The following is a 26,006-nucleotide window of genomic DNA, read 5'->3' as shown; positions in this document are numbered from 1 at the left end:
TTTCTAGGCTTTTTCTCAATGCAAGCATCATTTTAACGATAAAATATCTATTTGGGAGATAGATAACAACCTGTATATGGTTTAAGTGCCGTATGAGTATTAGAGAAGAATTGAACAAACGCATTTTGATCATCGATGGTGCAATGGGCACGATGATTCAACCCTATGGACTCAGCGAAGCTGATTTCCGTGGCGAACGGTTTATAAATCACCCCTGTGAAGTAAAAGGCAATAATGATTTACTGAACATAACCCAGCCGCTTATCATAAAAGAGATACATGAGGCTTACCTCGAAGCTGGCGCTGATATTATTGAGACGAACACTTTTAGCTCGCAGGTAATATCAATGGCAGATTACCAAATGGAATCTTTGGTGTATGAGTTAAACTACGAGGGAGCTCGAATTGCCAAAGAGGCTGCCACGCAGTTTACACACAAAAATCCGGCGAAACCCCGCTTCGTAGCGGGTGCAATCGGTCCAACCAACAGAACCGCGTCCTTGTCGCCCGATGTTAACGATCCCGGTTATCGGGCAGTAACATTCGACGATCTAGTAAATGCTTATTATGAACAAGTACGTGGCTTGATTGATGGCGGTGCTGATGTCCTGCTGATTGAAACGATCTTCGACACCCTGAATGCCAAGGCAGCCATTTTTGCTATCATCCAATATGAAAACGAATTAAAAGCGGCCGGTAAACGCAGTGAATCGATCGATATCATGATCTCCGGCACCATTACCGATGCCAGTGGCAGAACACTCTCCGGTCAAACCGTAGAGGCTTTCCTTAATTCTATTAACCATGGAAATATCCTAAGTATAGGTCTCAACTGCGCCTTGGGAGCAAAAGAAATGCGTCCGCATATTGAAGAGCTTTCAGAAAAAGCGGGCTGTTATGTTTCCGCTTATCCCAATGCCGGATTACCAAATGAATTTGGCGGTTACGATGAACAACCGCACGAAACTGCGCACTTAATAGAAGATTTTATTGAAAGTGGCTTTGTCAATATCGTTGGTGGATGCTGTGGTACCACGCCAAAACATATTCGGTGTATTGCCGATAAAGCGGCGAAAGCAAAACCAAGAAAAGTACCGAAACCGGAGCCGTTTTTACGTTTAAGCGGCTTAGAACCCATTACCTATACCCCAGATAGCGTCTTTATGAATATTGGCGAGCGCACCAATGTAACTGGTTCGCCCAAATTTGCCAAACTCATTCTCAGCGGCGATTTTGAAGCGGCGTTATCAGTTGCCCGCCAACAGGTAGAAGGCGGAGCGCAAGTAATTGATGTCAATATGGACGAGGGAATGTTGGATTCAGAAGCCGCTATGACCCGCTTCTTGAATCTCATTGCTTCCGAACCGGACATTGCCAAGCTTCCTATCATGGTCGACTCATCAAAATGGTCAGTCATTGAAGCAGGTTTGAAATGCTTACAAGGTAAAGGCATCGTCAATTCCATTTCTCTGAAAGAAGGGGAAGATTTGTTCAAGGAACGAGCTACGACCATTATGCACTACGGTGCCGCTGTTGTAGTTATGGCTTTTGATGAAGTTGGCCAAGCTGATTCGTACGAACGCCGCATCGAAATATGTAAGCGTTCTTACGATATACTTGTAAATGAGGTAGGCTTTCCTCCACAAGACATTATTTTTGATCCCAACATCTTAACCGTTGCTACCGGCTTAGAAGAGCACAATAATTACGCGGTCGACTTTATAAACGCGACCCAATGGATCAAGCAAAATCTGCCGCTGGCGAAGGTGAGTGGCGGTGTAAGTAATATATCTTTCTCCTTTAGAGGCAATAATGTTGTTCGTGAAGCGATGCATGCAGCATTCTTATATCACGCCATCAAAGCCGGGTTAGATATGGGCATCGTTAATGCCGGCATGTTGGAAGTATACGAAGAAATCGATCCAACCCTACTAACTTATGTGGAGGATGTCTTACTCAATCGTCGGGAAGATGCTACCGAGCGCCTAGTCGAATTTGCAGAAACCGTTAAAAGTAAAGATAAGGCAGAAGTAAAAAGTGCCGAGTGGCGCAGCGGCCCGGTTGAAGAGCGATTATCACATGCGTTGGTTAAAGGAATTATCGAATTTTTGGACGACGATGTGGAGGAAGCCCGCCTAAAGTACCCTCGTCCTTTGGAAGTCATCGAAGGTCCATTAATGGACGGAATGAATATCGTGGGCGATCTTTTCGGAGCGGGAAAAATGTTTTTACCCCAGGTTGTGAAATCGGCTCGCGTCATGAAGAAAGCTGTTGCTTACTTACTGCCTTTCATTGAAGCCGAAAAAGCGAAGAACCCTTCGGCCGGCGACAGAAAAAATGCGGGCAAGATTCTGATGGCTACGGTAAAGGGGGATGTGCATGATATTGGAAAAAACATTGTCGGCGTGGTCCTAGCCTGCAACAACTTTGAAATAATCGACTTAGGCGTTATGGTACCTAGCCAAAAAATATTGGACGAAGCCCGAAAACACCAAGTTGATATTATAGGTTTGAGTGGTCTTATCACACCCTCCCTTGATGAAATGGTGCATGTTGCCAAAGAAGCTGAACGAGAAGGTTTTAAAATTCCGATTATGATCGGAGGGGCCACCACATCCCGTATTCATGCAGCCGTGAAAATCGCTCCTAATTATTCGGGCACCATTGTGCATGTATTAGATGCTTCCCGTAGTGTTACCGTTGCCAGTAACTTACTCAACCCGGAAAGTAAAGAGAGTTATGCTGCCACTATTCGCGCCGAATACGATCAAGCCAGAGAGAATCACCTTCGAAAGAAATCGGAGAAAAAGCTAGTACCTATTGAAGAAGCGAGAGCAAAGAGATTTCAAATTAATTGGGAAAGCTACCAAGCTCCCAAACCCGCCTTTTTAGGCACTAAGGTGTTTGATGACTTTCCGCTTGACGATTTATTACCTTATATCGATTGGACTCCCTTCTTCCATACGTGGGAGCTACGCGGCAGCTATCCTCGTATTTTAACCGATAAAACCGTCGGTACAGAAGCAAGCAAACTGTTTGATGATGCGAAAAAGTTATTACAAGAAATCGTCTCCAACAAATTGTTAACCGCTAAAGGTGTGATTGGCTTTTGGCCGGCTAACACTGCTGGCGATGATATCGTTTTATATAAGGATGAAGAGCGAAAGGAAATACTAACACGGATCCATACCTTACGTCAGCAGGCGGAAAAAGCAAAAGACCAACCCTATTATGCCTTATCGGATTTTATTGCTCCGGTCGGCAGTCGCGTAAATGATTATTGGGGAGGCTTTGCCGTTACCACCGGTATTGGCTGTGATAAACTTGTCGCCGAATATGAAAAGAATTATGACGATTATAACAGCATTATGGTAAAAGCCTTGGCTGATCGACTGGCTGAAGCTTTCGCCGAAAAGATGCACGAAATGGTGCGCAAAGAATACTGGGGTTATTCCAGCGATGAACAACTTAGTAATGAAGAGTTGATCAAGGAACAATATGCCGGAATCCGCCCGGCACCAGGATACCCTGCCTGTCCGGAACATACAGAGAAAATTACGCTTTTCAATATTTTAGATGCCGAAGAGAACACCGGCATTTACCTAACCGAAAGTTTAGCCATGCATCCAACCGCTGCCGTTAGCGGTTTCTATTTCTCCCATCCTGAATCCAGGTACTTCGGTGTTGGGAAGTTAGGAAAAGATCAAATAGAAGACTATGCCAAACGGAAGAATGAAACGGTAGAGGTCGTTGAAAGATGGTTGGGCCCGAATTTGGGGTATTAGTTGCGGGTTGTGAGTTGTGAGTTGTGAGTTATTGGTTATTGGTTAACCTAACTAAAAGTTATTAGTGTAAAAAAGTTGCATAATGATTATTTTGAGCGATACATAAATACAAATTAACCAAAATAAGAACATTAAAATGAAAAGTGGTAACAAACCTTATACTGAACTCGACGTATGGAAAGAGACCAGAGGCTAGTAAAAGAAATATATCTAGCAACAAAAAACTTTCCTAAAGAAGAACAATACGGAATAACAAACCAGATTCAACGAAGTGCTGTTTCAATTCCATCCAATATCGCTGAAGGGTGTGGCAGAAACAGTCCAAAAGATAGCTTACAATTCTTTTATATTGCTAGAGGCTCACTTTACGAATTAGAAACACAATTAATATTATCTTTTGATTTAACATATTTATGCCAAGAACATCTTAATTTTTGCTTACATCTAGTTGAAAAATGCAAGAAATTACTTAACGGGTTCATAAGATATTATAGAGGCTTTCTGAAGCTAAATCGAAATTTAAACGATCAACAAATAACTAACAACGAATAACCAATTAATGAAAATCACCGATCATATCTCAAACGCGAAAAACAAAACCCTCATCTCCTTCGAACTGCTCCCTCCCATCAAAGGGCAAAGTATTCAAGGCATCTTTAATACCATTGATCCCTTAATGGAGTTCAATCCCCCTTTTATCGATGTTACTTATTTAAGAGAAGACTATATTTACAAGCAACATCCAAACGGTTTGCTGGAAAAGGTGGCATATCGCAAACGGCCAAGTACCGTTGCAACCTGTGCAGCTATTATGAATAAATACAAGGTAGATGCCGTACCACATCTCATCTGTGGTGGATTTACAAAAGAAGAAACGGAAAATGCTTTAATTGATTTACAATTTTTAGGTATTGATAACGTTCTTGTACTACGTGGCGATGCACGAAAAAGCGAAAGCTCCTTTGTACCAACTCCCGGAGGCCACGCCTATGCATCCGATCTGCTACAACACGTCGTTAACATGAATAATGGTCAATACTTGCATGACTATATGGACAATACTGAGAAGACCGATTTCTGCATTGGGGTGGCGGGATATCCGGAGAAGCATTTCGAAGCGCCGAACCTTGAAACTGATTTCCAATACCTGAAACAAAAAGTGGATCTAGGCGCCAATTTTATTGTGACCCAGATGTTCTTTGATGTCAATAAATATAAAGCCTTTGTTGATAAATGCCGTGCTAACGATATTAACATCCCCATTATTCCGGGATTAAAGCCCCTTACCACCAGTAAACAGCTTACAAGCCTGCCGAAGGTTTTCCATTTGGATATACCTTTAGAGTTAAGCAAGGCCGTACAAGCCTGCAAAAGTGAAAAAGAGGTAAAAGATGTTGGCATTGAATGGATGATCCAGCAGTGTAAAGACCTTATAAAAATGGAAGCACCTGTATTGCATTTTTACACAATGGGTAACCCGGAACCGACCAAAAGAATTATACAGGGGGTATTTTAACCCCCTACTCTTTAACTCTTGTGTCCGTATAATAGGCAAGTATCCGGTATTCGCCATTGACTTTGCCAAATACAAAAGCAAAATAATTATCTCCTACTGTATCATATTCTCCGTATTGGCAGTACAGTTCCAGCAACGTACTACCAGGGTCAATTAATTCAGCAAGCCTTTTATAATAGTCGCCACTCGATTCAATATCAATTTGCTGCACTTGCTCCACTTGTCGCCGGGGAATTATTCGCTTTACATCTTCATTGAAGATAACCGATCGATAACGATCAAAATCCTCAGACTCTAATAAACCATCTCGCTTTTCTTCTTCACTTAGGTTATTCAGCTCGTCTACCCAATAAATCGTTTGTAAAGGAAAATGTACGATATTTGTTATCGCATCCAGTCTATCCGTCTCTATATTTCGCTGAAGCCCCTTGTAAAAACTTCGAAATTCTTTATCGATTTTCTGGGCTTGGGCCGTCAAAGTCAACATACTTAAACAAGAAAGAAAAACAAAACGTAATAAATTCAATTTCATCCTATTATTTATTTTAATATGCGTCCGGTTTACATCTCGATTTCATCTGTAAATAATTAATTCGTTCGAAGCTTCCACCTTGCTCAAGATCGGACCTACGTACTTCTTTGAAAGAAACAAAACTGCATTATATTTGTTGTTAATCAAACTTTATAGAAAAATTAAGACAATTTTAAAATGAAAAGAAGCGCAACGGCCGTTTGGCAAGGAACAGGAAAAGAAGGAAATGGCACACTAACCACACAAAGTAATGTACTTGAGGAAACTCCTTACTCCTATAAAACCCGTTTCGAAGATGCAAAAGGCACCAATCCGGAAGAACTCGTCGCGGCAGCTCATGCCGGATGTTTTACCATGAAACTTGCCTTTAACATTGATGCGGCAGGTTTTGAAGTAGAAAAGTTGGAAACTACCTGTAACATCGAATTAAAGGACGGAAGCGTTACGAGCTCTTTTCTAACGGTTCGGGCAAAAATCCCCGGTATTCCTAAAACGAAGTTAGATGAATTGGTAACCGATGCAGAAAAGAACTGTCCCATCTCTAAATTGTTAAATACAAATATTGCTGTAGACGCACATTTAGAAGAGTAAATAAAGGATAAATCCTTTACCCAATCATTTTTATTCTCAACCTGAGCGTCGTAAAGGATTTATCTTTGTAACATTTCTCGTTATTTTCTCAAAAAACGAGACCCGTATTCGTACTTATTAAATTAAATCCTACCTTTGAACCGTATGCTTGCTAAAAGCTTTTAACAACATACTAAAACAAACACATTTTACTTTTCTGAGATTTCTTTCTGCGTGCACGGAACCGTTGATGCGAAAAGATTATGTATGGCGTTTTATTATCACACATGGCTAACTATTTTTCAAAACTGAGATTCACCCAATTTAATCTCTATTTGTTGTCAGCAACCAACTGGCAATATACCCTTTTACCTGTTTCAACTTTTTACACGTTTGCACCTCATACGAATCCCCCTCCCGTTGAGGCGATAACCCTTCAAACCTAAGATTATGATAAACTGAACCTGCCAAATATAGCACAGGCAGGAATGCAACGGTAAAGCGTGAGGCTTTATCGAAAGAGCTTTTATATCATAAATGTAACACAGATGAAACCTGCATAAATTGCAATACTGAAGACAGTAAATAACTGAACGTAGTGAGTTCATGAATGTCATTGAACCGCCGAAGGTAGCACGAACCGAGTGACATGAGCTCATGATACCATTGAACATAAATGTTCATGAATAACACCTTTGGATTAGACACGAAATGAATAAACAAATGCAAATGAATAATTTATGCAAGCTTCATTGCCATTAAAAAACAAATTCATTCCAATGAAAATCAATAACCAAACGTTGTGTTCATTGAAATCGCTGTTTTTTGCGATTTTGATGTTAACTATGCCCCATTTGAGTGCATTTGCACAAACACGACAACTAACGGGTACAGTAACCGATGCACAGGATCAATCTCCTATTATCGCGGCAACTATTAAAGTGGTCGGAACCAATATCGCTACATCAACTGATGTCAATGGCAAATTTCAGCTAAATGTACCCGAAAATGCCAGCTCTTTAAGTATCAGTTCTATTGGGTATGACGCCAGAACGATGCCGATCAATGCGCAGACCACTACCTTAAATATTACGCTAACCGCTTCGGCACAAGAGCTTGAAGGTGTGGTAGTAACTGCACTTGGTATTAACCGGGCGCAAAAATCGCTGACCTATTCCACCCAACAGGTCGGTGCTGAGGAATTAAATAAAGCAAAAAGCCCGAATCTCATTAATACGCTGAATGGTAAAGTGGCGGGTGTTAATATTGCTCCTAGCTCGTCCGGACCGGGAGGTTCGGCCAAAGTTGTACTCCGTGGGAACAAATCGGCCTCCGGAAACAATCAGGTATTATATGTGATAGACGGTGTGCCTATTAATAACAATACAACCGGTGCACAACCGGGGAATGTGTTCGGAGGTGAACGTGATCCCGGTGATCCCATTTCTACAATTAATCCAGAGGATATAGAGAACATATCAGTCCTGAAAGGTGCCTCAGCGGCCGCTTTATATGGCAGTCAGGCAGCAAATGGGGTTATTCTGATCACTACCAAATCCGGTAAATCCGGCAGAGCGGTCATTAACTTCTCTTCCAGCGCTTTAATAGATCGAGCAGCTTACACGCCCGAATTCCAGAACAGCTTCGGCCAGGGAATGGATGGGGTTTCCAATACCTCTTCCTTAAACAGCTGGGGTGCCGCAACTGACAGCAGGAAGTACGATAATGTGTCTGCGTTTCTGCGAACAGGAAGTAATCTAACAAACTCGCTGAGCCTGTCTGGCGGCAATGATAAAATGCAGACCTATTTTTCGTATGCCAATACACAGGCAAAGGGTATACAGCCCAACAACGACCTAAGTAGACATAACCTCAACTTTAAGGAAACGGCTAATTTTTTGGACGACAAACTACAGGTTTCGGCCGGTGCGAACTACATCTCTCAGAAGTTGGATAATGCACCGCAAACGGGCTTCTATTTCAACCCGATGGTAGGATTGTACCTATTTCCACGGGGCATGGATATTGCCCCTTATAAGACCTTTGAGCAATTCAACGCACAGAAAAACCTGAATGATCAGAACTGGCCATTTCTTTCGGACAGCGAAACCACTCAACAGAACCCTTGGTGGATTGTTAACCGCAACCAGAACTATTCGAACAGAAACCGGTTATTACTGAATGCCAGCGCCAAATACAAAGTGGCTCCCTGGCTTTCTGTTCAGGCACGTGGAAGTCTTGATCGTACCAGTGAAGTATACGAAACAAAGATCTTTGCCGGCACACATAACATTTTAGCTCGCCCGGGTGGCGCCTATAATTATACAAATACCACAATTACGCAACAGTATGCCGATTTGATCGCCAACATGAACTTCCAGGTGGCGGATAAACTAAGCATTACCGGTGTAGTAGGTACAAGCATTACTGATTGGAAAACAGAAGGGTCAAATTACAACAGCGGCACGGCCGGTTTATCAACCGCTAATGTGTTTACCATGCAAAACTCCGAAACACCAAATATCAGCACCCTAGCCAGAAATAGAAGGCAATTGCAATCTATATTTGCCAGTGCGAACCTGTCCTATGACAACTGGGTATTTTTGGATCTTACCGCGAGAAACGACTGGTCGAGTACATTGAGTTTCACGAATAACAGCTCCTTCTTCTACCCGTCTGTAGGTTTGGGACTTGCCCTGAATGAAAAACTCAACTTCCCGGATTTTATCAATCTCGCGAAAATCCGTGGTTCGTACGCCCAGGTCGGTAATGATCTTCCTCCATATACTACCTATCTGTTGAACACATTGAATCCATACGGTGTAATCGGAATGAACACCACTACCTTCCTGAAAGAGTTGAAACCGGAGATTACCAACTCGTTGGAAATCGGTACGGAATGGAAATTCTTTGATAGCCGCTTGGGGATAGACTTAACCTATTACAAGACGAACACAAAAAATCAATTCTTTAAAATTGCCGCCAGTCAGGCTTCATTCTATGACACCTACGCAATCAATGCAGGAAACATCCAGAATCAGGGTGTTGAAGCACTCATCAGTTTCGATGCCATTCGATCAGAAAATTTCAACTGGACAACGAGCCTGAATTATTCCTATAACAAAAACAAAATCATCGAACTTTCCGATAACATTCAGGAGTTTGCTTTAACGGGTGAAAGTAGAAATAACTTTGCTTCAAAATTTGAAGTTGGAGGCTCTTTTGGCGATATCTACGGGCAGGATTTCCAACGGGATGATCAGGGCAGAATTATGATCAGCGCGGACGGCATCCCCTTGAAAAATTCGGAATATACCAAGCTTGGTAACGCCAATCCGCTCTGGCAAATGGGGTGGAACAACAATTTAAGTTATAAGAAATTTTCGCTTTCATTTTTAATTGACGGAAAGTTCAACTATGATGTCCTGTCCGTAACCCAATCCGTTATGGACGGTTATGGCGTATCAAAGGCGACCGGCGATGCGCGTTTAGCAGGCGGGGTATCCATCAACGGTGTAGATCCGCAAGGCAACGCAGTGAATACGATCGATCCGCAGGTTTGGTATACTTCAACCGGTGGTATCGGGCCTGTAACCAGCAATTATATCTATGATGGAACGGTAGTCCGTCTACGCGAACTTACACTCGGATATGACATCCCATTGAAAGAAGGATTTATCAAGAACCTGAAAGTGTCAGCCGTTGGAAGAAACCTTATCTATTTCTACAAAAAGGCTCCTTTTGACCCCGAGGTAACGATGTCAACCGGCAATACATTGAGCGGTCTGGATATCTTCATGATGCCCGCTACACGCAGCTATGGTTTAACACTAAATGCAACTTTCTAATGAATACGACAAAAATTTTGAATAAATATATGGTCCTTTTTACAGCGTTGGCGATCGGATTTAGCAGCTGTACAAAAGATTTTGAGGATCTCAACACCAATAATACCGGCGTTTCGGATGAAGATCTGAAGCCGAATGGTCAGGATCTGGAAATTTTCTTCCGTCAGGCGCAAATGTCTATCTATAATTTTTCAGGTGGCGGCGATCCGAATTCGTACCAGGTGCAGCAGAATCTGAATGCCGATGTTTACAGTGGCTATTTTATGTCACCCACACCTTTTAACAGCGGACAGAACAACCTCAATTATGCGATGGTCAACGGCTGGAACGGTGAACCTTTCAAAGTGCTTTATGTAAACGTTCTGAATTCGCTGAATAAGCTTAAAAACAACGGCCTTGCAGAAACATATCCGGCAGTATGGGCAGCCGCCCTGGTAGTAAAGGCAGAAGCAACCAGCCGTGTAACTGATATCTACGGCCCTATTCCATACAGCGGTGTAGGTATTACCGGCAGTATTCCCTATGATAGTCAGGAAGATATTTATAAACGTCTGTTTCTGGAACTCGATACGGCACGTAATTTATTATTAACCTTCAATAACGGTACCGACACAACACAGGTGCCTGCGAATATCGGGGAGGCAGACCTGGTCTACCAAGGAGTTGATAACAAAACACGCTTTCAAAAATGGCTTCGTCTGGCCAACTCGCTCCGTTTACGTTTGGCGATGCGTATCGTAAAAGCAAACCCTCAGTTGGCGCAAACCGAAGCTGAAAAGGCACTGGATCCCGCCAATGGTGGTGTCATCGACAATAACGCCGATAATTTCCGCATAACGGTTCCATCGGATGCCAATTTTTCCAACCCACTTTACTTTATAGCTAAAAACTGGGGGGATACCCGAATCAATGCCTCCCTGGAATCTTATATGGTGGGCTATAAAGATCCGCGCATAGCCAAATACATGGACAAGGCAACCGACAAGGTCATAACCGGTCAGTACAAAGGGATTCGGGCAGGTGCTGCGGGGCTAACGAAAGACGCCTATATCGGTTATTCTTCGCTCAACATAAACGACGGTACGCCTACCTTTAGCGCAAGTACCGCACCGATGTTGATGACCGCCGCTGAAGTATATTTCCTAAGAGCAGAAGCCGCTCTTCGGGGATGGGCCAATGCCGGTGGATCCGTACAGGCTCTTTATGAACAGGGCATCCAAAGCTCCTTTAGTCAATGGGGTGTACAAGGAGCCAACGCTTATATACAAAATAACACCAATACACCTATTGCCTATGTTGACCCTCGGAACAGCCGCAATAATGCCCCCGCACCGACAACCATTACCGTACAATGGAACGAAGGCGCGACAGCAGAAGAAAAACTGGAGCGCATTATCACACAGAAATGGTTAGCTATCTTTCCTGAAGGTCAGGAAGCTTGGAGTGAATTTAGACGGACCGGCTATCCGAGGATTTTCCCGGTGGTTGTTAATAACAGTGGAGGCCTGATCGATACTGAAGTACAGATTAGGAGGCTACCTTTCCCTCAGAACGAATACAATACAAATGCTGCTGAGGTTCAAAAAGCCATCCAACTTTTAGGAGGCCCCGACAATGGCGGGACCCGTCTTTGGTGGGATAAAGAAGGAACCAATTTTTAATACTCGATTCAATCGATACAAAGGGAAATGTAACGTTTCCCTTTGTATCGATTGAATTATTTATATAGATTTCAATAAATTTCTCAATTGCTCTTCTTGCTGAAAGCCTTGCGCTTCCTTTACTAACTTTCCTTGCTTATAAAGATGAAAAACCGGTATTCCCTCCACCTTCATCGCACGGGTCAAAGCCTTGGCTTGATCAATATTTAACCGATAAATGAACACCTTTCCTTCATACTCCTTAGCTAATTTTTTCAAAGTCGGTTCCATCTCCTTGCAAGGGATACACCAATCTGCATAAAAATCAATCAGAACAACTTTGTTTTCATGCAAAATCTTGTCAAAATCTGTCTTGGTGAATAAGTCTTTCTTCACTGGCTTCTCTCCGGGTGTTACAGGCAAATTTTCATTTTTCCAGGCCATAATACCACCTTTTAAATCGTATATTTCCTTAAATCCAAGCTCTTTTAATGTTGCCGTTGCCTTTGCACTTCTACTTCCTCCCAGGCAGTATACAAATACAGGCTTTGTCCGATCCAAACGACTAACCTCTTTGTCGAAATCATTATCCTTAATATCAATGTTAAGCGCATGCTCAAGATGTCCATCCGCAAACTCATCAGCAGTCCGCACGTCGATCAACTGAACAGTCTCAGAGGAGTTATCTTTTAGTTTTTGTTGATACTGTTTGGCCGTCAAAGGTCCTTCTTCCTGCGTGGCCATTGCACACCCTTGTAGATACAAAGCGTACAAACAACAGGTCAACATATACCTAAATTTTATTCGTAATCCCATAACACTTTCTAAATTAATATTACAAAAGTAACAGATCCGATTTTTAAATACTAAATAAAATTCGCCACGGTGATAATGAGGCGGCCTGTGCAAGTCTAACGCCCATTGCTTACCGCTGCCATTTCGAAATTTATATTCCATGCATCTATCTTTATAAAATGAACCCCCATGTTTAAAATTTCATGTTCATCACACAGTGGAATGTAAATTTATTCACGTAATTTACAATATCCGGTTGTGTTTAAACCACAAAGGGTTCATAAATAAAACAAACACGAACGAACTAATTATTTACAGATGACAAAGGATTCTTACGATGCGATTGTGGTGGGTTCCGGCCCCAACGGGTTGGCAGCAGCCATCACCATGCAGAAAGCCGGATTGGAAGTTTTACTGATAGAAGCGAAGGAAACAATAGGAGGCGGCCTACGATCCGCACAATTTATGGATTCAGGAAATATATATGATATATGTTCTGCTATACACCCGATGGCACTTCAATCTCCCTTTTTCAAGAGGTTACCCCTTGAACAGCATGGGTTAACTTACATAAATCCGCCGATTATGGCGGCTCATCCCCTAGACGGGGGGAAGGCTGTAGGGCTTTTTTCTTCACTAGAGCAAACATCCGGTCAGTTCAATACAGATAAAAACGCCTACATTCATTTATTTAAACCCTTAACAAAGTTATGGCCCACACTGATCAGCGACTTATTAGCCCCTTTTCATATACCTTCGAATCTTTTCCCGCTCATACGTTTTGGTAAGAACGCACTTCTATCGGCAACGCAACTCGCAAAACGCTTTCAAACCGAAGAACTGAAAGCTCTATGGGCAGGTATGGCGGCTCACTCCATGTTGCCCTTAGATTATATGACTACATCGGCGGTGGCATTGGTGCTATCTATCGCCGGTCATACCGGAGGTTGGCCTATTCCCCGAGGCGGATCGCAGCAAATTGCAAATGCCTTGGCTTCATATTTTAAGTCGATTGGTGGGGACATTGAAACAAGTTTTTATGTAGACTCGCTTAAAAAGCTTCCTACGGCCCGAGCATTTCTTTTTGATCTAGGGCCAAAGCAATTGATACAAATTGCGGGAGATCGATTTCATGCCTCTTATCGGAGACAACTTGGCAGATATCGCTATGGGATGGGTGTTTTTAAAATTGACTGGTTGCTTGACGGCCCTATACCCTTTCAGTCAGAGCAATGCAGAAAAGCCGGCACTGTACATCTCGGTAATAGTCTACAGGAAATTGCCCATGCAGAACGACAAGTCTGGGAAGGGAAACATCCGGAGAGACCTTTTGTACTGCTTGCCCAACAGAGTTTGTTCGATACCACCCGCGTAATGGGGAATCATCAAATTGCCTGGGCCTATTGCCATGTCCCAAACGGTTCAACCGTTGATATGACCATGGCTATTGAACAACAAGTAGAACGATATGCTCCGGGATTTAAAGATCGAATAATTGCCAAGCAATGCATGAATACACATGCCTATGAAATCTACAATCCAAACTATATAGGTGGCGACATCAATGGAGGCGTAATGGATCTTAAACAATTATATACCAGACCCGCTTTGAGGTGGTCGCCCTACGGCACGCCCGCGAAAGACATTTATATTTGTTCTTCTTCAACGCCTCCCGGTGGAGGTGTGCATGGGATGTGTGGATACCATGCCGCAAAACAAGCATTAAAAAAGCGTTTCGGAATTGAAGTAGATTTTTAGCATTACATAAGCGATCTTAGGCCAAATAGGTAAAATTTATAGCCTAAATAGGAAGTTTTTATTCCTAACGATGCATGTTCCATGCCTGTATATTTGTGTTGAGTTTAATGTCTACTAAATAAGTAGTCTATTTATTAAAATCAGCAAAAACATACAAATGAATACAATTGAACAAAGAACGACCTTAAAGAAGGAAGAGGTCATTAAAAAACGCCTAAATAGTCCCGCCTTTACGATCCATTCTATGCAATCAGCCATGTGCTATTCCTGTTGTTGCTAACAACCCATCTCCGCAAATTATTCCATTTTCTAACGATTTCATCTTTTGCTTTTCCTAATCACTTCGTGTCGATTACGAAGCTGTATGCAACTAACAATAATATACAATGATTAATCATTTTGCTAAACTATATAGGCTTGTTTTTCCGTTCCACAAAAATTTATGGCAACTATTTTTGTCAACTCTTCTTTTATTTTTAAGCGGAAATCTATGTGCACAGGTTACAAAGCCTTTGATCAATTCCACACTCGATGGAAAAGTGTTTGATAGTAACTCAAAAGAGCCACTCCCGGGCGCCACTGTCTCGATTGAAGGAACCACCCATAAAGCTAGTACGGATGGCGATGGGAAATTCAATTTTATCACCGGACAAAAGTTCCCCTATACACTTATCATTAACTATATTGGTTATAAAGTTAAGAAAGTGGTTGCAACGGGAAGTCCAATAGCCATTGGATTAGAGCCCGATTTCAACCAATTGGAAGACGTGGTAGTGGTAGGTTATGGTACACAAAAACGTGGTGACCTGACGGGATCGGTTGCTTCTGTTCCGGCAGAGCTAAAGAGCCAACCTGTCGCTTCTCCGGAGCGCCTATTACAAGGATCTGTACCGGGCGTGGTTGTTACGCAAACCTCTGGTCAGCCAGGCGGCGGAGTGAGTGTGCAGATTAGGGGGAATAACTCCATTACGGCCGGCAGTGATCCCTTATATGTTATAGACGGCTTTCCGCTTAATAACGACTATTCACTAAACGACGCCGGCGTCACTACGGGTTCCAAAATAAACCCTTTATCTACCATTAACACCTCTGACATTGAGTCTATTGATGTATTGAAAGATGCTTCGGCAACTGCGATTTACGGATCGAGGGGCGCTAACGGCGTGGTGATTATCACTACTAAAAGCGGGAGTCGGAATAAATCTTCTATAAATTATGATGGGTACTATGGCTTCCAGGAGGTGATAAAAACCATCCCTTTATTGAACGCCGGGGAATGGTGGCAGTTGCGAAAGGATGCGGCCGTTAACTCAGGTAAATCAGCTTCGCTCCCAGCGGTGTCGGGCTATTCATTAGATACGAGTGGCGTGGGGACCGACTGGCAGGCGGCCGCTTTTCGGGAAGCACCTATTCAAAACCACAATTTGTCTATTTTAGCAGGGAGCGAAAAAACCCGGTTAGCTATCTCAGGCAACTATTTTGATCAAGATGGGATTCTACAAAATACCGGATTTAGAAGAATATCCGGACGAATAAATGTTGCCCACGACTACAATGAAAAATTAAAGTTTACAAGCAATATTTCAGCAAGCCAGTCGAAAGCCGATGTTGCCCCAACAGCAGTTGTCGCTAATTTATTATTGACCCCGCCGTCTCTTCCCATCTATCAGGACGACGGTTCGTATGTAATTTATAGTCCTTTCGAATCAAGTTTACAGAACCCTATCAACTCCCTATACAATCAGTTAAATGAAACAAAAACCAATCGCTTGCTGGGGAATATCGCGGGTGAATATGAAATCATTACAGGATTAAAAGCGAAAGTGCTGATAGGTGTCGACATTGTCGATAATAAACAGAATCGTTATTTACCAAAAACCACCGCCGAAGGTTTGGATTTAGGTGGCTTGGCACAAGTCGGCTCTGTTTTTACCTCCAACTGGTTAAACGAAAACACGTTAAGTTACGACAAGGTGATCGGTGAAAAGAACAGGATCAATGCCGTGGTAGGGTTTACTGCACAGCAATCGAACAGTGAAGGCACCGTTGCGGAAGCAGCTGGATTTGCGACCGATGCCTTTAGCTTTAACAATTTAGGGACGGGCGTAACCAATAGAACACCGAGCTCGATTGCCAATGAATGGTCGCTTGCCTCCTATCTGGCAAGAGTGAACTATGCTTATGACAGTCGATATCTATTCACCCTAACGTTTAGGGCTGATGGATCCTCTAAGTTTGGGGCTGGGAATAAATGGGGATATTTCCCTTCAGCGGCGTTTGGTTGGAATGTGAGTAATGAAGCATTCTTTAAGAATGTAAAACAGATAAGCCAGCTTAAATTGCGCTTAAGCGCGGGTACAACAGGCAACCAAAATATCCCGTCCTATCAGTCGCTATCGCGATTGAGCTACTTTAGATATAATTTCTCCAATACAACCGTACACGGTTTCGCACCTATCACGGTCCCAAACCCGGATTTGGGCTGGGAGAAGACCTTTCAATTTGACGGTGGAATTGACGTAGTTTTTTTTAACAATCGGATCAGTTTAGTTGCAGACTACTATTATAAAAAAACGACCGATCTGCTCCTAAGCCGTACCGTGCCCGGGACGTCAGGCTTAGCCGAGTTCGGAGGCGGACAAGCGTCCACCATCTATCAGAACATCGGAGCGGTGTCTAATCAAGGAATAGAGGTATATGTCAACTCGAATAATTTGATCGGAGATTTTAGCTGGAAATCTATCTTGGTTTTCGCTAAAAATACAAACAAGATTCTTGACTTGGGAGAGGGCGTCGATCAAATTATTCCGGTAATCTCACAACCCTCCATTGCTAAGGTAGGCTATCCATTGGGCTCGTTTATCGTTTACCAAACCGATGGCATCATTCAAGAAGGCGACACGCCCCTAACACCGCAACAAAACAAAAATCCAGGTGGACAAAAATATAAGGATATTGACGGTGATGGCCAAATTACACAGGCAGGGGATCGGGTTGTGATCTCCAATCAACCTGGATTCACGGCCGGATTTACCAATAACTTTTCTTATAAAGGTTTCGATTTATCCGTTTTCTTTCAGAGTTCTGTAGGCGGGAAAATTTACAATGCCAATCGGGCTAATTTGGAACTAGGTACCGGTTATGTAAATGCGTCCAAAGTGCTGCTAAACCGCTGGACGCCTAACCACACCGATACGGATGTAAAGGCTGCTTTTCAAGACCCGGCAATTACCATTTCCGACCGCTTTATTGAAAGCGCAACTTACCTCCGTTTGAAAAATCTATCATTTGGATATACCATACCTAAACGAGTTTTTGGGAATTCGGGCTTCGATTCTCTTCGCATCTATGTATCAGCACAAAATTTATGGACGTGGACAGACTACACAGGCTTCGATCCGGAGGTGAGCTTAAACGAACAATCTTTAATTAATAAGGGAATTGACCAAGGCGTTTACCCTAATAGTCGATCTTTTCAACTTGGACTCTCATTGGCATTATAAATAACGTGTGAAATATGAAAATTCTTAGCTATATCTTAATACTCATTATCGGACTTAGTTTTTCTTCTTGCAAGAAATTTCTGGAAGAGGAGCCGGCCTCCGTTATATCGGAAGATCAGTTTTATAAGACACAGGATGATGCACTCAATGCGGTAAATGCGGTATATTTTTTTCTTAACTCGGGCGGATCTTCTGTTCAAACACCTTACAACACCTTATTTAATACCGGGATGAACATGGCCGGTGATGATGAGGATCCGGGCCCTGGAGCGACGAACCCGGATGTACGGTCACTTTCCGTTCTGGCCCACTCATCTACCAATCTCCGAATTTATGAAATCTGGCAGCAGCATTATGCGGCTATTAAGCGTGCCAATGTGGCTTTAGCAAAAATCCCCAACATAGATTTCGACAGCAGTTTAAAAAACAGGTTACTGGCCGAGACAAAATTCTTACGTGCCTTATACTACTTTAATCTCGTTCGCTTGTATGGCGACGTTCCATTAGTACTTAGTTATGAAACCTATATTGATGCCAACGATTATGCAATTGCGCGGACACCTAGCACAGCGGTCTACGCACAGATTGAAAAGGACCTAAAGGAAGCTGCGGAAGTATTGCCGGATCGCTATGCAGCACCCGATATTGGGCGGGCAACGGCTGGCGCGGCGAAAGCTTTATTGGCAAAAGTTTATTTAACAGAGGCTTCTTTTCCATTGAAGCTGGAGGACAATTATGCTAATGCAGTGCTAACAGCTGAAGAAGTGCTGTCTGCCCAAGACGGTGGTACCGGAAATTACGGATACGATCTTTTCGAAAACTATGCCGAGGTATTTCTTCCCGATTTTAAAAACGGAAAGGAACACATCTTTTCAGCCCAGTTTAAGTCAAATTCCCTTAATCAGGGTAATAATGAAAATCCACGTGCCATATTGAGCGGTGTTCCGGGATTGCGAGGGAACTATGCGCATATGGTACGTTATTATAAAGAAGGTAGCGATAATTTTTTCAGTATCTATAAATTGTATAAACCATCCGATAAACGCCGATCTGTCACTTTTGTTACCAGTTTCATCAGTCCAACCAACGGACGTCAATATGCGCTTCCGCTTAACAACCCCGCCGTACCGGGAGATTCGACACCGTTTTTTCATAAATGGTGGGATCCCAATTCCACGGCTGTCCCAAGTGAATCAGCCGCCAATGTACCTATTATTCGGTATGCGGAACTTTTATTGATTCATGCCGAAGCAGAAAATGAGCAGAATGGCCCTACCCTTAAAGCGTATCAGTCGATCAATCGCGTGCGAAGGAGAGCAGGACTACCCGATTTGACACCCGGCCTCACCAAGAATCAATTTCGCGATTCGGTTTACCTTGATCGAAGGCTGGAGTTAGTATACGAATATCAACGTTGGTTTGATCTGATCAGAGAGAAAGATGCTTCAGGTAACAGTGTTTTTGTGAAAAGTCTACATAAGGTGGGTAAGACCAACGCTGCAGAGAAACATCGATTATACCCTATTCCGCAATCAGAAATCGACAACAATCATTTGCTAACACAAAACCCCGGTTTTTAAAAACATTGTATATGCAAGATAAAATGACTCCCAATAATCAATTATTATTATGAAGAAAATAATCAATACTTCTCTCTTTTTGCTAGGTACGCTCTCGGCAGTACAGGGGCAAAATATCACGCAACAGCAAGAACCCTTCAAAGGTGTCGTTGGCACCAATTATGCGAATTCAAAGGAATCTTGGGTAGACCCCATAAAAGCCCCCTCGAACGCGCCAAATGTCATCTGGATTTTATTGGATGATGTTGGATTTGGAGCAAGCAGTACGTTCGGTGGTTTAATCAATACCCCAACTTTTGACAGTTTAGCGAACAATGGTTTGCGTTATACCAATTTCCATACCGCAGCCATCTGTGCGCCCACGCGAGCGGCTCTTCTAACAGGCCGTAATCACCATCGTGTACATGAGGGTGGTTTCTCCCACCGATGGTCAGCATTTGGCTTTCCGGGCTGGGATGGCCGAATACCTGCTGACAAAGGTACCATCGCCGAAATATTAAGAGAACAGGGTTACAGCACTTTCGCCGTGGGGAAGTACGGATTGACACCTGATCAGGACGCAACGGATGCAGGCCCTTTTGACCGATGGCCTTCCGGTAAGGGTTTCGAACATTTTTTTGGTTTTCTTGGGTCGGCAACAGACCAATATGAACCGGATTTAGTAGAAGACAATGCACACGTCACGCCCAATGGCAAACATTTGAGTGAGCAAATAACCGATAAAGCGATCAGCTTTATTGACCGACAAAAAAGTGCAGCGCCTGACAAACCCTTCTTTTTGTATTATGCACCGGGAGCCACGCATTCACCGCATCAAGTGGAACCTAAATGGCGGGATTTATATAAAGGAAAATTCGATAAGGGCTGGGATGATTACCGAGAACAAGTATTTAAAAGGCAAAAGGAATTGGGTATCATACCGGCTAATGCCAGCTTGCCTGCACGAAATCCCAATATCAAAGCCTGGGACAAATTATCGGCTGACGAGAAAAAGGTATATGCTCGCTTTTTTGAAGTCTATGCAGGCTATTTAACTTATACCGATTATGAAGTAAGTCGTTTAGTGAATCACCTAAAAGAGATCAATCAGTTGGATAATACGTTAATTTTTGTCATTCTCGGAGATAACGGAGCCAGTAAAGAGGGAACTTTATACGGTACCATCAAGCGCTCACCGACAGCTGCCCTACAGCAAGATTTGAGCGAAGAGGAGGCGCTTAAGGTTAATTTGGCAAATTTCGATCTGATCGGCACTCCTCAAGCCACCAATGGAAACTATCCTTTAGGGTGGGCCCAAGCTGCCAATACGCCATTTAAATATTGGAAGCAAGATGCGCACGCAGAGGGCGGAACACGAAATCCGTTAATTGTTTTTTATCCGAAATCGATTCAGGATAAAGGAGGGATTCGGAATCAATACGGCCATGTGAACGATTTATTGCCCACAACGCTGGAATTTCTCAATATTAAAGCGCCTGCGTATATCCGTGGTATTAAACAGGATACCATTCAAGGAACATCTTTGTTGTATTCTTTTGCTGAAAAGAACGCTCCATCACGTCACTCCGTCCAATACTATTACATTTTCGGTTCACGGGCTATCTATAAAGACGGTTGGAAGGCAAGCTTGGCCTTTAAGATTGCCGATGGTAAAGGGGGGAAAAGTCGCAATGTGAGCTTTGAAGACCCCAACCATATCGACTGGCAGCTATTTAACCTTCATGAAGACTTCAATGAACAACATGATTTGGCTAAGAAAAATCCCGCTAAACTCGAGGAGCTGAAAGCGTTATTCGAGGAGGAAGCAAAGAAAAACAATATATACCCCTATATAACCTGGGATGATGTTGCTGATAGGCGAAATACATTGTCAAAACAATAATAACTCGGTGTCAAATAAATCAGATATAGAAAGATGAAACAATTAATCTTAGGCGTGCTATTACTGTTCACGCTAGAGGCAGTAATGGCACAAGAAAAAACAACTAACCTATTGCCTTTCGAGACATTTGAAAAAAAGCTATTGGCTGCCGGACCTGATCCCCAAATTTTGGACGCTCGTTCTGAAGAAGAGTTTATACAAAATCATGTAAAGGGAGCGCTGAATGTATCCGATGAAAAGCAGTTTAAATCAATAGCATCGAAATTAAGAAAGGAGGCGCCCGTATTTATTTACTCTATTGGCAACGGACGAAGTGCTAAGTTGGCTGCGGTTTTGCGCGCACTGCATTTTAAGGAGGTGTATGAATTTCCGGGAGGACTTAGTAAATGGATAGCACAGGGGAAACCCGTTGAATCGACAGTGGGAGATGGTTTGTCATTGGCAGGATTTAACGAGCAAATTACATCAGAAAAGTTGGTATTAGTTGATGTCGGATCTCGTTATTGTGGCGGATGTAAAAAACTGAAACCGATCGTGGAGAAGTTAGCGGAAGAAAATAAGGGTAAACTTAAATTGGTTAATATCGAAGCCTACGATAATAAGCAGCTAACGAAAGCGCTAGCTGTGGACGCATTACCGACACTCATCTTATACAAGGGAAAAGAGGTGGTTTGGAAAAAACACGGACTGAGTTCGGAAGAAGAAATTCTTACCGAGTTGAATAAACATAAAATTTAATGACATGACTTTTCAAGATATTGTTTTGTTGGCAAAAAAAATACTGGTAGGCCTTGTAGTAACAGCCATTCCCGTGTTGATTATCTTTTTTACGATTAGCTTTTTACAAAAACTTATTGCATAGGAGGTATTGAAATGAAATTGGAAAAAGAAGTTAAAGATCGGATTGTAAGAAATGTCCTGCTTAGTATATTTATTTATGCACTACCCATTTTGCTCATGTTTCTTTATTTCTATTTGACCGGTGAAAAACCTTGGGTTAAGTAGATGCGTGTAGAACTATTATCCATTATCCCTTAATGACACATTATTATGATACAATTTATTGAAGCCATATTTGAAAATTTAAACACATGGGGGCTTGCGGTGCTGACGCTGATTGTCGGTATTGCTGAGTTTTCGTTAGGCCTTTACGGAAAGGAATGGAATCGAAATGAAAAAATACTTGACCTTGCCTGCTATGCTTTGCCTAGATTGGTGACAAGGCCGTTAGTGGCTTATTTTGGGTTGAAACTTGTTCCCTTCGTTTTACCGCACGCAAAGGATGCATTTGAGTGGGTTCCCTTTTTCTGGGGCTTTGTGATTATCTGTATTTATGACGATTTGACGCAATATTGGTATCATCGACTTCATCATGAAATCCCCTGGCTTTGGCGATTTCATCGAACACACCATTCGGCTTCGTATATGGGAATGGCCATGGCATCCAGACAAAATATTATTTATACGATCTTTTTCTCGCAAACTTACTTAACAGTTATTTTAGTGTATTTAGGTTTAGGTTACCCTGCTTTGTTTGCAAAGGGAATAAAGTCATTGATTACTAAAATGGCACATTCGAGTATTAAATGGGATAAACCTTTTTATGAAAAAAAATGGCTTCATCCACTTGCATGGATACTTGAAAGAACGATTTCCACACCGGCAACCCATCATGCTCACCATGCAGATACAACCGATGATGGGATAGGATATTACAAAGGAAATTTCGGTAATATGTTTTTCCTTTGGGATGTTATTTTTGGGACGGCGTTAATAACCCGGCAATACCCGAAATCTTATGGTATTTCTCATTATGAAGGTGATGAGTGGTACGCACAGCTCCTTTGGCCCCTATTAAAATCCAGCGTGCCCGGAAGCGAATTGGCTGCGCATGGCCCGATGGTACGCGAAGACATCCAACCAAATGAGGTGGAAGTAAATAACACAAAGGAAGAAGTAACGGCACCCTTGGAAACCGACGGGATTCAACCGAGGTTCACCGCTTAAGCTGGTAATGAGAAAGGATTTTTTAAAAAATCCTTTCTCATGTTAACATATTATGATAGATTTGATTCCATACTAATCAAATCAGATACTAAAAAATATGAGTGAAGGAATAACATCGGCCGAAACCGTTCTTCAGGAACAAGATTTATCGCCGGAATTACAAAATCTACCGAAGCGGAATTTTCTTACAGAGGATTGGACCGTCGTGATATTGGGTTTCATCATTATCGGCCTTGCTATTTTAGGTTTTCACGTGGAAGCACCCAAGTACAAATGGTCAGCTATTGAGAGCTTGTCTTCCGTATTTGAAGCTGCGAACCTCCTCAAGCTATTCAAGCAGCTTATTTTTACTTTTGCGCTGCTGATTCTGGGGGGGCTGTTAACAGGTAGAAGAATAAAGCCATATTTGCTCGGTTTTCCCGTTGTATTTTTCTTAACGGCACTCGCCTTGCTATTAGCAGGCAATAAAACGATGGAAGATCTGGGATTGGAAGCCGTTATTTTCAGTCTGCTTGTAGGCCTATTGGTAGGCAATACGGTTAAACTGCCTGTTTGGCTTAAAGAAGCCTTATCGGCCGAACTTTTGGTGAAAATAGGCTTGGTATTGCTCGGAACAAATGTGATCTTTTCCGATATCCTCAAAGCGGGTTCACTAGGCCTCATCCAATCCTTAGTTGTTGTATTGTCGGTGTGGTATTTTTCTTTTTGGCTATGTAAGAAGTTTAAGATAGATGAAGAATTGGGTTTAATGTTATCCAGTGCCGTATCCATTTGCGGGGTTTCTGCCGCCATCGCTACATCAGGCGCTATACAAGGCGACTCCAAGAAATTATCATATGTTGTCTCTATGGTGTTAATTACGGCTATTCCCATGATGATTATCATGCCTTACATCGCGAATTATTTTGGTTTCTCGGAAGAAGTAACAGGAGCTTGGTTAGGCGGAAGTATCGATACCTCGGGAGCGGTGGTAGCCTCCGGTTCCCTGGTAGGCGAAACGGCGCTAAAAATAAGCACGATCGTTAAATTTTCTCAAAACGTTTTATTGGGAGTAGCTGCACTTGCTATTTCTGTTTATTGGACCTATACCAATCATCCTGCAGGAAAGGAAGCCGCCAACAAACCGAGTTTAGGTGTCATATGGGAACGTTTCCCCAAATTTGTTTTAGGCTTTATCGCCGCGTCTTTATTATTTTCATTTTTCTTGCAACCCGATACGGTGGCGTCGGTAAAAGGGGATATAAAAAGTATACAAGGCTTATGGTTTGCCCTTGCGTTTACAAGTATCGGTTTAGAAACAAACTTTAAAGATTTAATCAGAGAGAATAGCAAGCGCCCATTTTGGGTTTTTCTAATCGCTCAGTTATTTAATATCATCCTTACCTTAGTACTGGCGATGCTTCTTTTCGGATAGATGAATAGGACAAGGAGTGAAATTTACGACAGGTTAAAGAAGGAGCAAACAGTGCAAGCGATATTATGCAATCTATGAACAACTATAGCAATCGGTGGATTCAGGCTTTGGTAGGCGGAGCAATGATATTATCAGCCTGTAATTCAACTGCGGATAAATCAGCCAATCAAAAAGACTCCGTAGCAATGTGTGTTTCAGAAGGGATTCCTTCACGAGCTGCAGCCGTAAAAAAGACACAAGAAAACCTGTTACAAGGAGCTGATGATGCGAAGATGGTTTTTATTAAAGGAGGGGTTTTTCAAATGGGTTCAAGCGAGTTTGCTGATACCCAGCCGATTCATGAGGTGAAGGTCCATGATTTTTGGATGGATGAGCACGAGGTAACCAATGCGCAATTCGCTAAGTTTGTAGAGGCTACCGGTTACATCACCGTAGCGGAAAGGGCTCTGGACCCGGCCGACTTCCCCGGAGTTTCGAGGGATTTACTCGTTCCGGGATCGGCGGTATTCACGCCCCCCAAAGAGCCGGTAAATCTAAATAACCATCTACAATGGTGGAAGTATGTGCCCGGAGCTTCTTGGCGACAGCCTAAAGGGCCTGGGAGTAACATTAATGGAAAGGAAAACGAACCCGTTGTTCAAGTAAGCTATGAAGATGCAGAGGCATTCGCCAAATGGGCCGGAAAGCGCCTGCCCACCGAAGCGGAATGGGAATATGCTGCACGTGCCGGACAAGTGGGAAAAAAGTATTATTGGGGGGATGAATTAAAACCGCAAGGTAAATGGGTTGCCAATACCTATCAGGGAAATTTTCCAGTGAGTAATGCCGCAGAAGATGGCTTTGCGGAGCTTGCTCCCGTAAAATCCTTTCCAGCAAACGCATATGGTTTATATGACATGGACGGAAATGTTTGGGAATGGTGTGCTGATTTCTATCGTCCCGATGCTTATGAGCATGCGGAGAAGGATAATCCCAAGGGCCCAAGTGATAGTTATGATCCCGCCGAACCAGGATTGGTAAAGCGTGTCCAACGAGGCGGCTCGTTTTTATGTAACGAGCAATATTGTGAACGTTACAAAGCAGGTAGCAGAGGAAAAGGAGAAGTGAGTAGTGCAAGCAATAACCTAGGCTTCAGGTGTGTACAGGATCAAGCACCTTAACAGCCCTATTGTACAG

Annotated in this window: 16 protein-coding genes; 14 read left to right on the top strand and 2 right to left on the bottom strand. The window is 42.8% G+C overall.

Annotation, left to right across the window (positions count from 1 at the left end):
- Positions 1–92 precede the first annotated feature (92 nt).
- From metH to metF, 3 genes are all read left to right on the top strand, one after another.
- The gene (gene metH / locus M1D52_RS04740) at positions 93–3,785 is read left to right on the top strand and encodes a methionine synthase (RefSeq protein ID WP_437394215.1); all 3,693 of its coding nucleotides are present in this window, start codon (positions 93–95) and stop codon (positions 3,783–3,785) included.
- A 174-nt stretch (positions 3,786–3,959) separates the two neighbouring features.
- Positions 3,960–4,337 (top strand): four helix bundle protein, encoded by a 378-nt coding sequence (locus M1D52_RS04735; protein WP_013663691.1) that lies wholly within the window; start codon positions 3,960–3,962, stop codon positions 4,335–4,337.
- Between the two features lie 7 nt (positions 4,338–4,344).
- A complete protein-coding gene (gene metF, locus M1D52_RS04730) occupies positions 4,345–5,301 on the top strand; it encodes a methylenetetrahydrofolate reductase [NAD(P)H] (RefSeq protein WP_437394216.1) in 957 nt (318 codons plus the stop codon).
- 4 nt (positions 5,302–5,305) lie between these two features.
- Here metF and M1D52_RS04725 read toward each other — a convergent pair whose 3' ends face one another.
- The gene (locus M1D52_RS04725; RefSeq protein WP_013663693.1) at positions 5,306–5,833 is read right to left on the bottom strand and encodes a hypothetical protein; all 528 of its coding nucleotides are present in this window, start codon (positions 5,831–5,833) and stop codon (positions 5,306–5,308) included.
- Between the two features lie 177 nt (positions 5,834–6,010).
- Here M1D52_RS04725 and M1D52_RS04720 point away from each other — a divergent pair, with 177 nt between their 5' ends.
- The 3 genes from M1D52_RS04720 to M1D52_RS04710 all read left to right on the top strand — a co-directional run bounded on the left by M1D52_RS04720 (position 6,011) and on the right by M1D52_RS04710 (position 11,912).
- On the top strand, positions 6,011–6,424 hold the full coding sequence (locus M1D52_RS04720; RefSeq protein WP_013663694.1) for an OsmC family peroxiredoxin: 414 nt from the start codon (positions 6,011–6,013) through the stop codon (positions 6,422–6,424).
- 758 nt (positions 6,425–7,182) lie between these two features.
- The gene (locus M1D52_RS04715; RefSeq protein WP_437394217.1) at positions 7,183–10,251 is read left to right on the top strand and encodes a SusC/RagA family TonB-linked outer membrane protein; all 3,069 of its coding nucleotides are present in this window, start codon (positions 7,183–7,185) and stop codon (positions 10,249–10,251) included.
- Positions 10,251–11,912 (top strand): RagB/SusD family nutrient uptake outer membrane protein, encoded by a 1,662-nt coding sequence (locus M1D52_RS04710; RefSeq protein ID WP_013663696.1) that lies wholly within the window; start codon positions 10,251–10,253, stop codon positions 11,910–11,912. Before M1D52_RS04715 ends, M1D52_RS04710 begins: the two co-directional genes overlap by 1 nt.
- 60 nt (positions 11,913–11,972) lie before the next feature.
- Here the strand turns inward: M1D52_RS04710 and M1D52_RS04705 are convergent, their stop codons facing one another.
- Complete coding sequence (locus M1D52_RS04705; RefSeq protein WP_013663697.1) at positions 11,973–12,848, bottom strand: thioredoxin domain-containing protein; 876 nt, start codon at positions 12,846–12,848, stop codon at positions 11,973–11,975.
- A gap of 156 nt (positions 12,849–13,004) precedes the next feature.
- Here M1D52_RS04705 and M1D52_RS04700 point away from each other — a divergent pair, with 156 nt between their 5' ends.
- The 8 genes from M1D52_RS04700 to M1D52_RS04665 all read left to right on the top strand — a co-directional run bounded on the left by M1D52_RS04700 (position 13,005) and on the right by M1D52_RS04665 (position 25,990).
- Positions 13,005–14,444 (top strand): phytoene desaturase family protein, encoded by a 1,440-nt coding sequence (locus tag M1D52_RS04700; RefSeq protein ID WP_437394218.1) that lies wholly within the window; start codon positions 13,005–13,007, stop codon positions 14,442–14,444.
- A gap of 386 nt (positions 14,445–14,830) precedes the next feature.
- Entirely contained in the window at positions 14,831–17,947 is a 3,117-nt protein-coding gene (locus M1D52_RS04695; protein WP_437394219.1) for a SusC/RagA family TonB-linked outer membrane protein, read from the top strand.
- A 14-nt stretch (positions 17,948–17,961) separates the two neighbouring features.
- Positions 17,962–19,527 (top strand): RagB/SusD family nutrient uptake outer membrane protein, encoded by a 1,566-nt coding sequence (locus tag M1D52_RS04690; RefSeq protein ID WP_437394220.1) that lies wholly within the window; start codon positions 17,962–17,964, stop codon positions 19,525–19,527.
- Positions 19,528–19,576: 49 nt separating this feature from the next.
- A complete protein-coding gene (locus tag M1D52_RS04685) occupies positions 19,577–21,409 on the top strand; it encodes an arylsulfatase (protein WP_437394221.1) in 1,833 nt (610 codons plus the stop codon).
- Between the two features lie 33 nt (positions 21,410–21,442).
- Positions 21,443–22,147, top strand: coding sequence for a thioredoxin domain-containing protein (locus tag M1D52_RS04680; RefSeq protein ID WP_437394222.1), 705 nt, complete (start codon positions 21,443–21,445; stop codon positions 22,145–22,147).
- Positions 22,148–22,459: 312 nt separating this feature from the next.
- A complete protein-coding gene (locus tag M1D52_RS04675; protein WP_130858538.1) occupies positions 22,460–23,416 on the top strand; it encodes a sterol desaturase family protein in 957 nt (318 codons plus the stop codon).
- Positions 23,417–23,513: 97 nt separating this feature from the next.
- Positions 23,514–24,830 carry a YeiH family protein gene (locus tag M1D52_RS04670; protein ID WP_013663705.1) on the top strand — a complete coding sequence of 439 codons (1,317 nt, stop codon included), beginning with the start codon at positions 23,514–23,516 and terminating at the stop codon, positions 24,828–24,830.
- A gap of 65 nt (positions 24,831–24,895) precedes the next feature.
- On the top strand, positions 24,896–25,990 hold the full coding sequence (locus M1D52_RS04665; RefSeq protein WP_437394223.1) for a formylglycine-generating enzyme family protein: 1,095 nt from the start codon (positions 24,896–24,898) through the stop codon (positions 25,988–25,990).
- Positions 25,991–26,006 lie beyond the last annotated feature (16 nt).

The sequence above is a fragment of the Olivibacter sp. SA151 genome, assembly GCF_054130995.1.
Note: the sequence above shows the minus strand (reverse complement) of the source record. Positions and strands in the feature narration are given on the sequence as shown.

Bases quoted from the DNA above. Each gene is read 5' to 3' on its own strand.
- metH (WP_437394215.1), top strand. From the start codon at position 93: ATGAGTATTAGAGAAGAATTGAACAAACGCATTTTGATCATCGATGGT.
- M1D52_RS04735 (WP_013663691.1), top strand. From the start codon at position 3,960: ATGGAAAGAGACCAGAGGCTAGTAAAAGAAATATATCTAGCAACAAAA.
- metF (WP_437394216.1), top strand. From the start codon at position 4,345: ATGAAAATCACCGATCATATCTCAAACGCGAAAAACAAAACCCTCATC.
- M1D52_RS04725 (WP_013663693.1), bottom strand. From the start codon at position 5,833: ATGAAATTGAATTTATTACGTTTTGTTTTTCTTTCTTGTTTAAGTATG.
- M1D52_RS04720 (WP_013663694.1), top strand. From the start codon at position 6,011: ATGAAAAGAAGCGCAACGGCCGTTTGGCAAGGAACAGGAAAAGAAGGA.
- M1D52_RS04715 (WP_437394217.1), top strand. From the start codon at position 7,183: ATGAAAATCAATAACCAAACGTTGTGTTCATTGAAATCGCTGTTTTTT.
- M1D52_RS04710 (WP_013663696.1), top strand. From the start codon at position 10,251: ATGAATACGACAAAAATTTTGAATAAATATATGGTCCTTTTTACAGCG.
- M1D52_RS04705 (WP_013663697.1), bottom strand. From the start codon at position 12,848: ATGGAATATAAATTTCGAAATGGCAGCGGTAAGCAATGGGCGTTAGAC.
- M1D52_RS04700 (WP_437394218.1), top strand. From the start codon at position 13,005: ATGACAAAGGATTCTTACGATGCGATTGTGGTGGGTTCCGGCCCCAAC.
- M1D52_RS04695 (WP_437394219.1), top strand. From the start codon at position 14,831: ATGATTAATCATTTTGCTAAACTATATAGGCTTGTTTTTCCGTTCCAC.
- M1D52_RS04690 (WP_437394220.1), top strand. From the start codon at position 17,962: ATGAAAATTCTTAGCTATATCTTAATACTCATTATCGGACTTAGTTTT.
- M1D52_RS04685 (WP_437394221.1), top strand. From the start codon at position 19,577: ATGAAGAAAATAATCAATACTTCTCTCTTTTTGCTAGGTACGCTCTCG.
- M1D52_RS04680 (WP_437394222.1), top strand. From the start codon at position 21,443: ATGAAACAATTAATCTTAGGCGTGCTATTACTGTTCACGCTAGAGGCA.
- M1D52_RS04675 (WP_130858538.1), top strand. From the start codon at position 22,460: ATGATACAATTTATTGAAGCCATATTTGAAAATTTAAACACATGGGGG.
- M1D52_RS04670 (WP_013663705.1), top strand. From the start codon at position 23,514: ATGAGTGAAGGAATAACATCGGCCGAAACCGTTCTTCAGGAACAAGAT.
- M1D52_RS04665 (WP_437394223.1), top strand. From the start codon at position 24,896: ATGCAATCTATGAACAACTATAGCAATCGGTGGATTCAGGCTTTGGTA.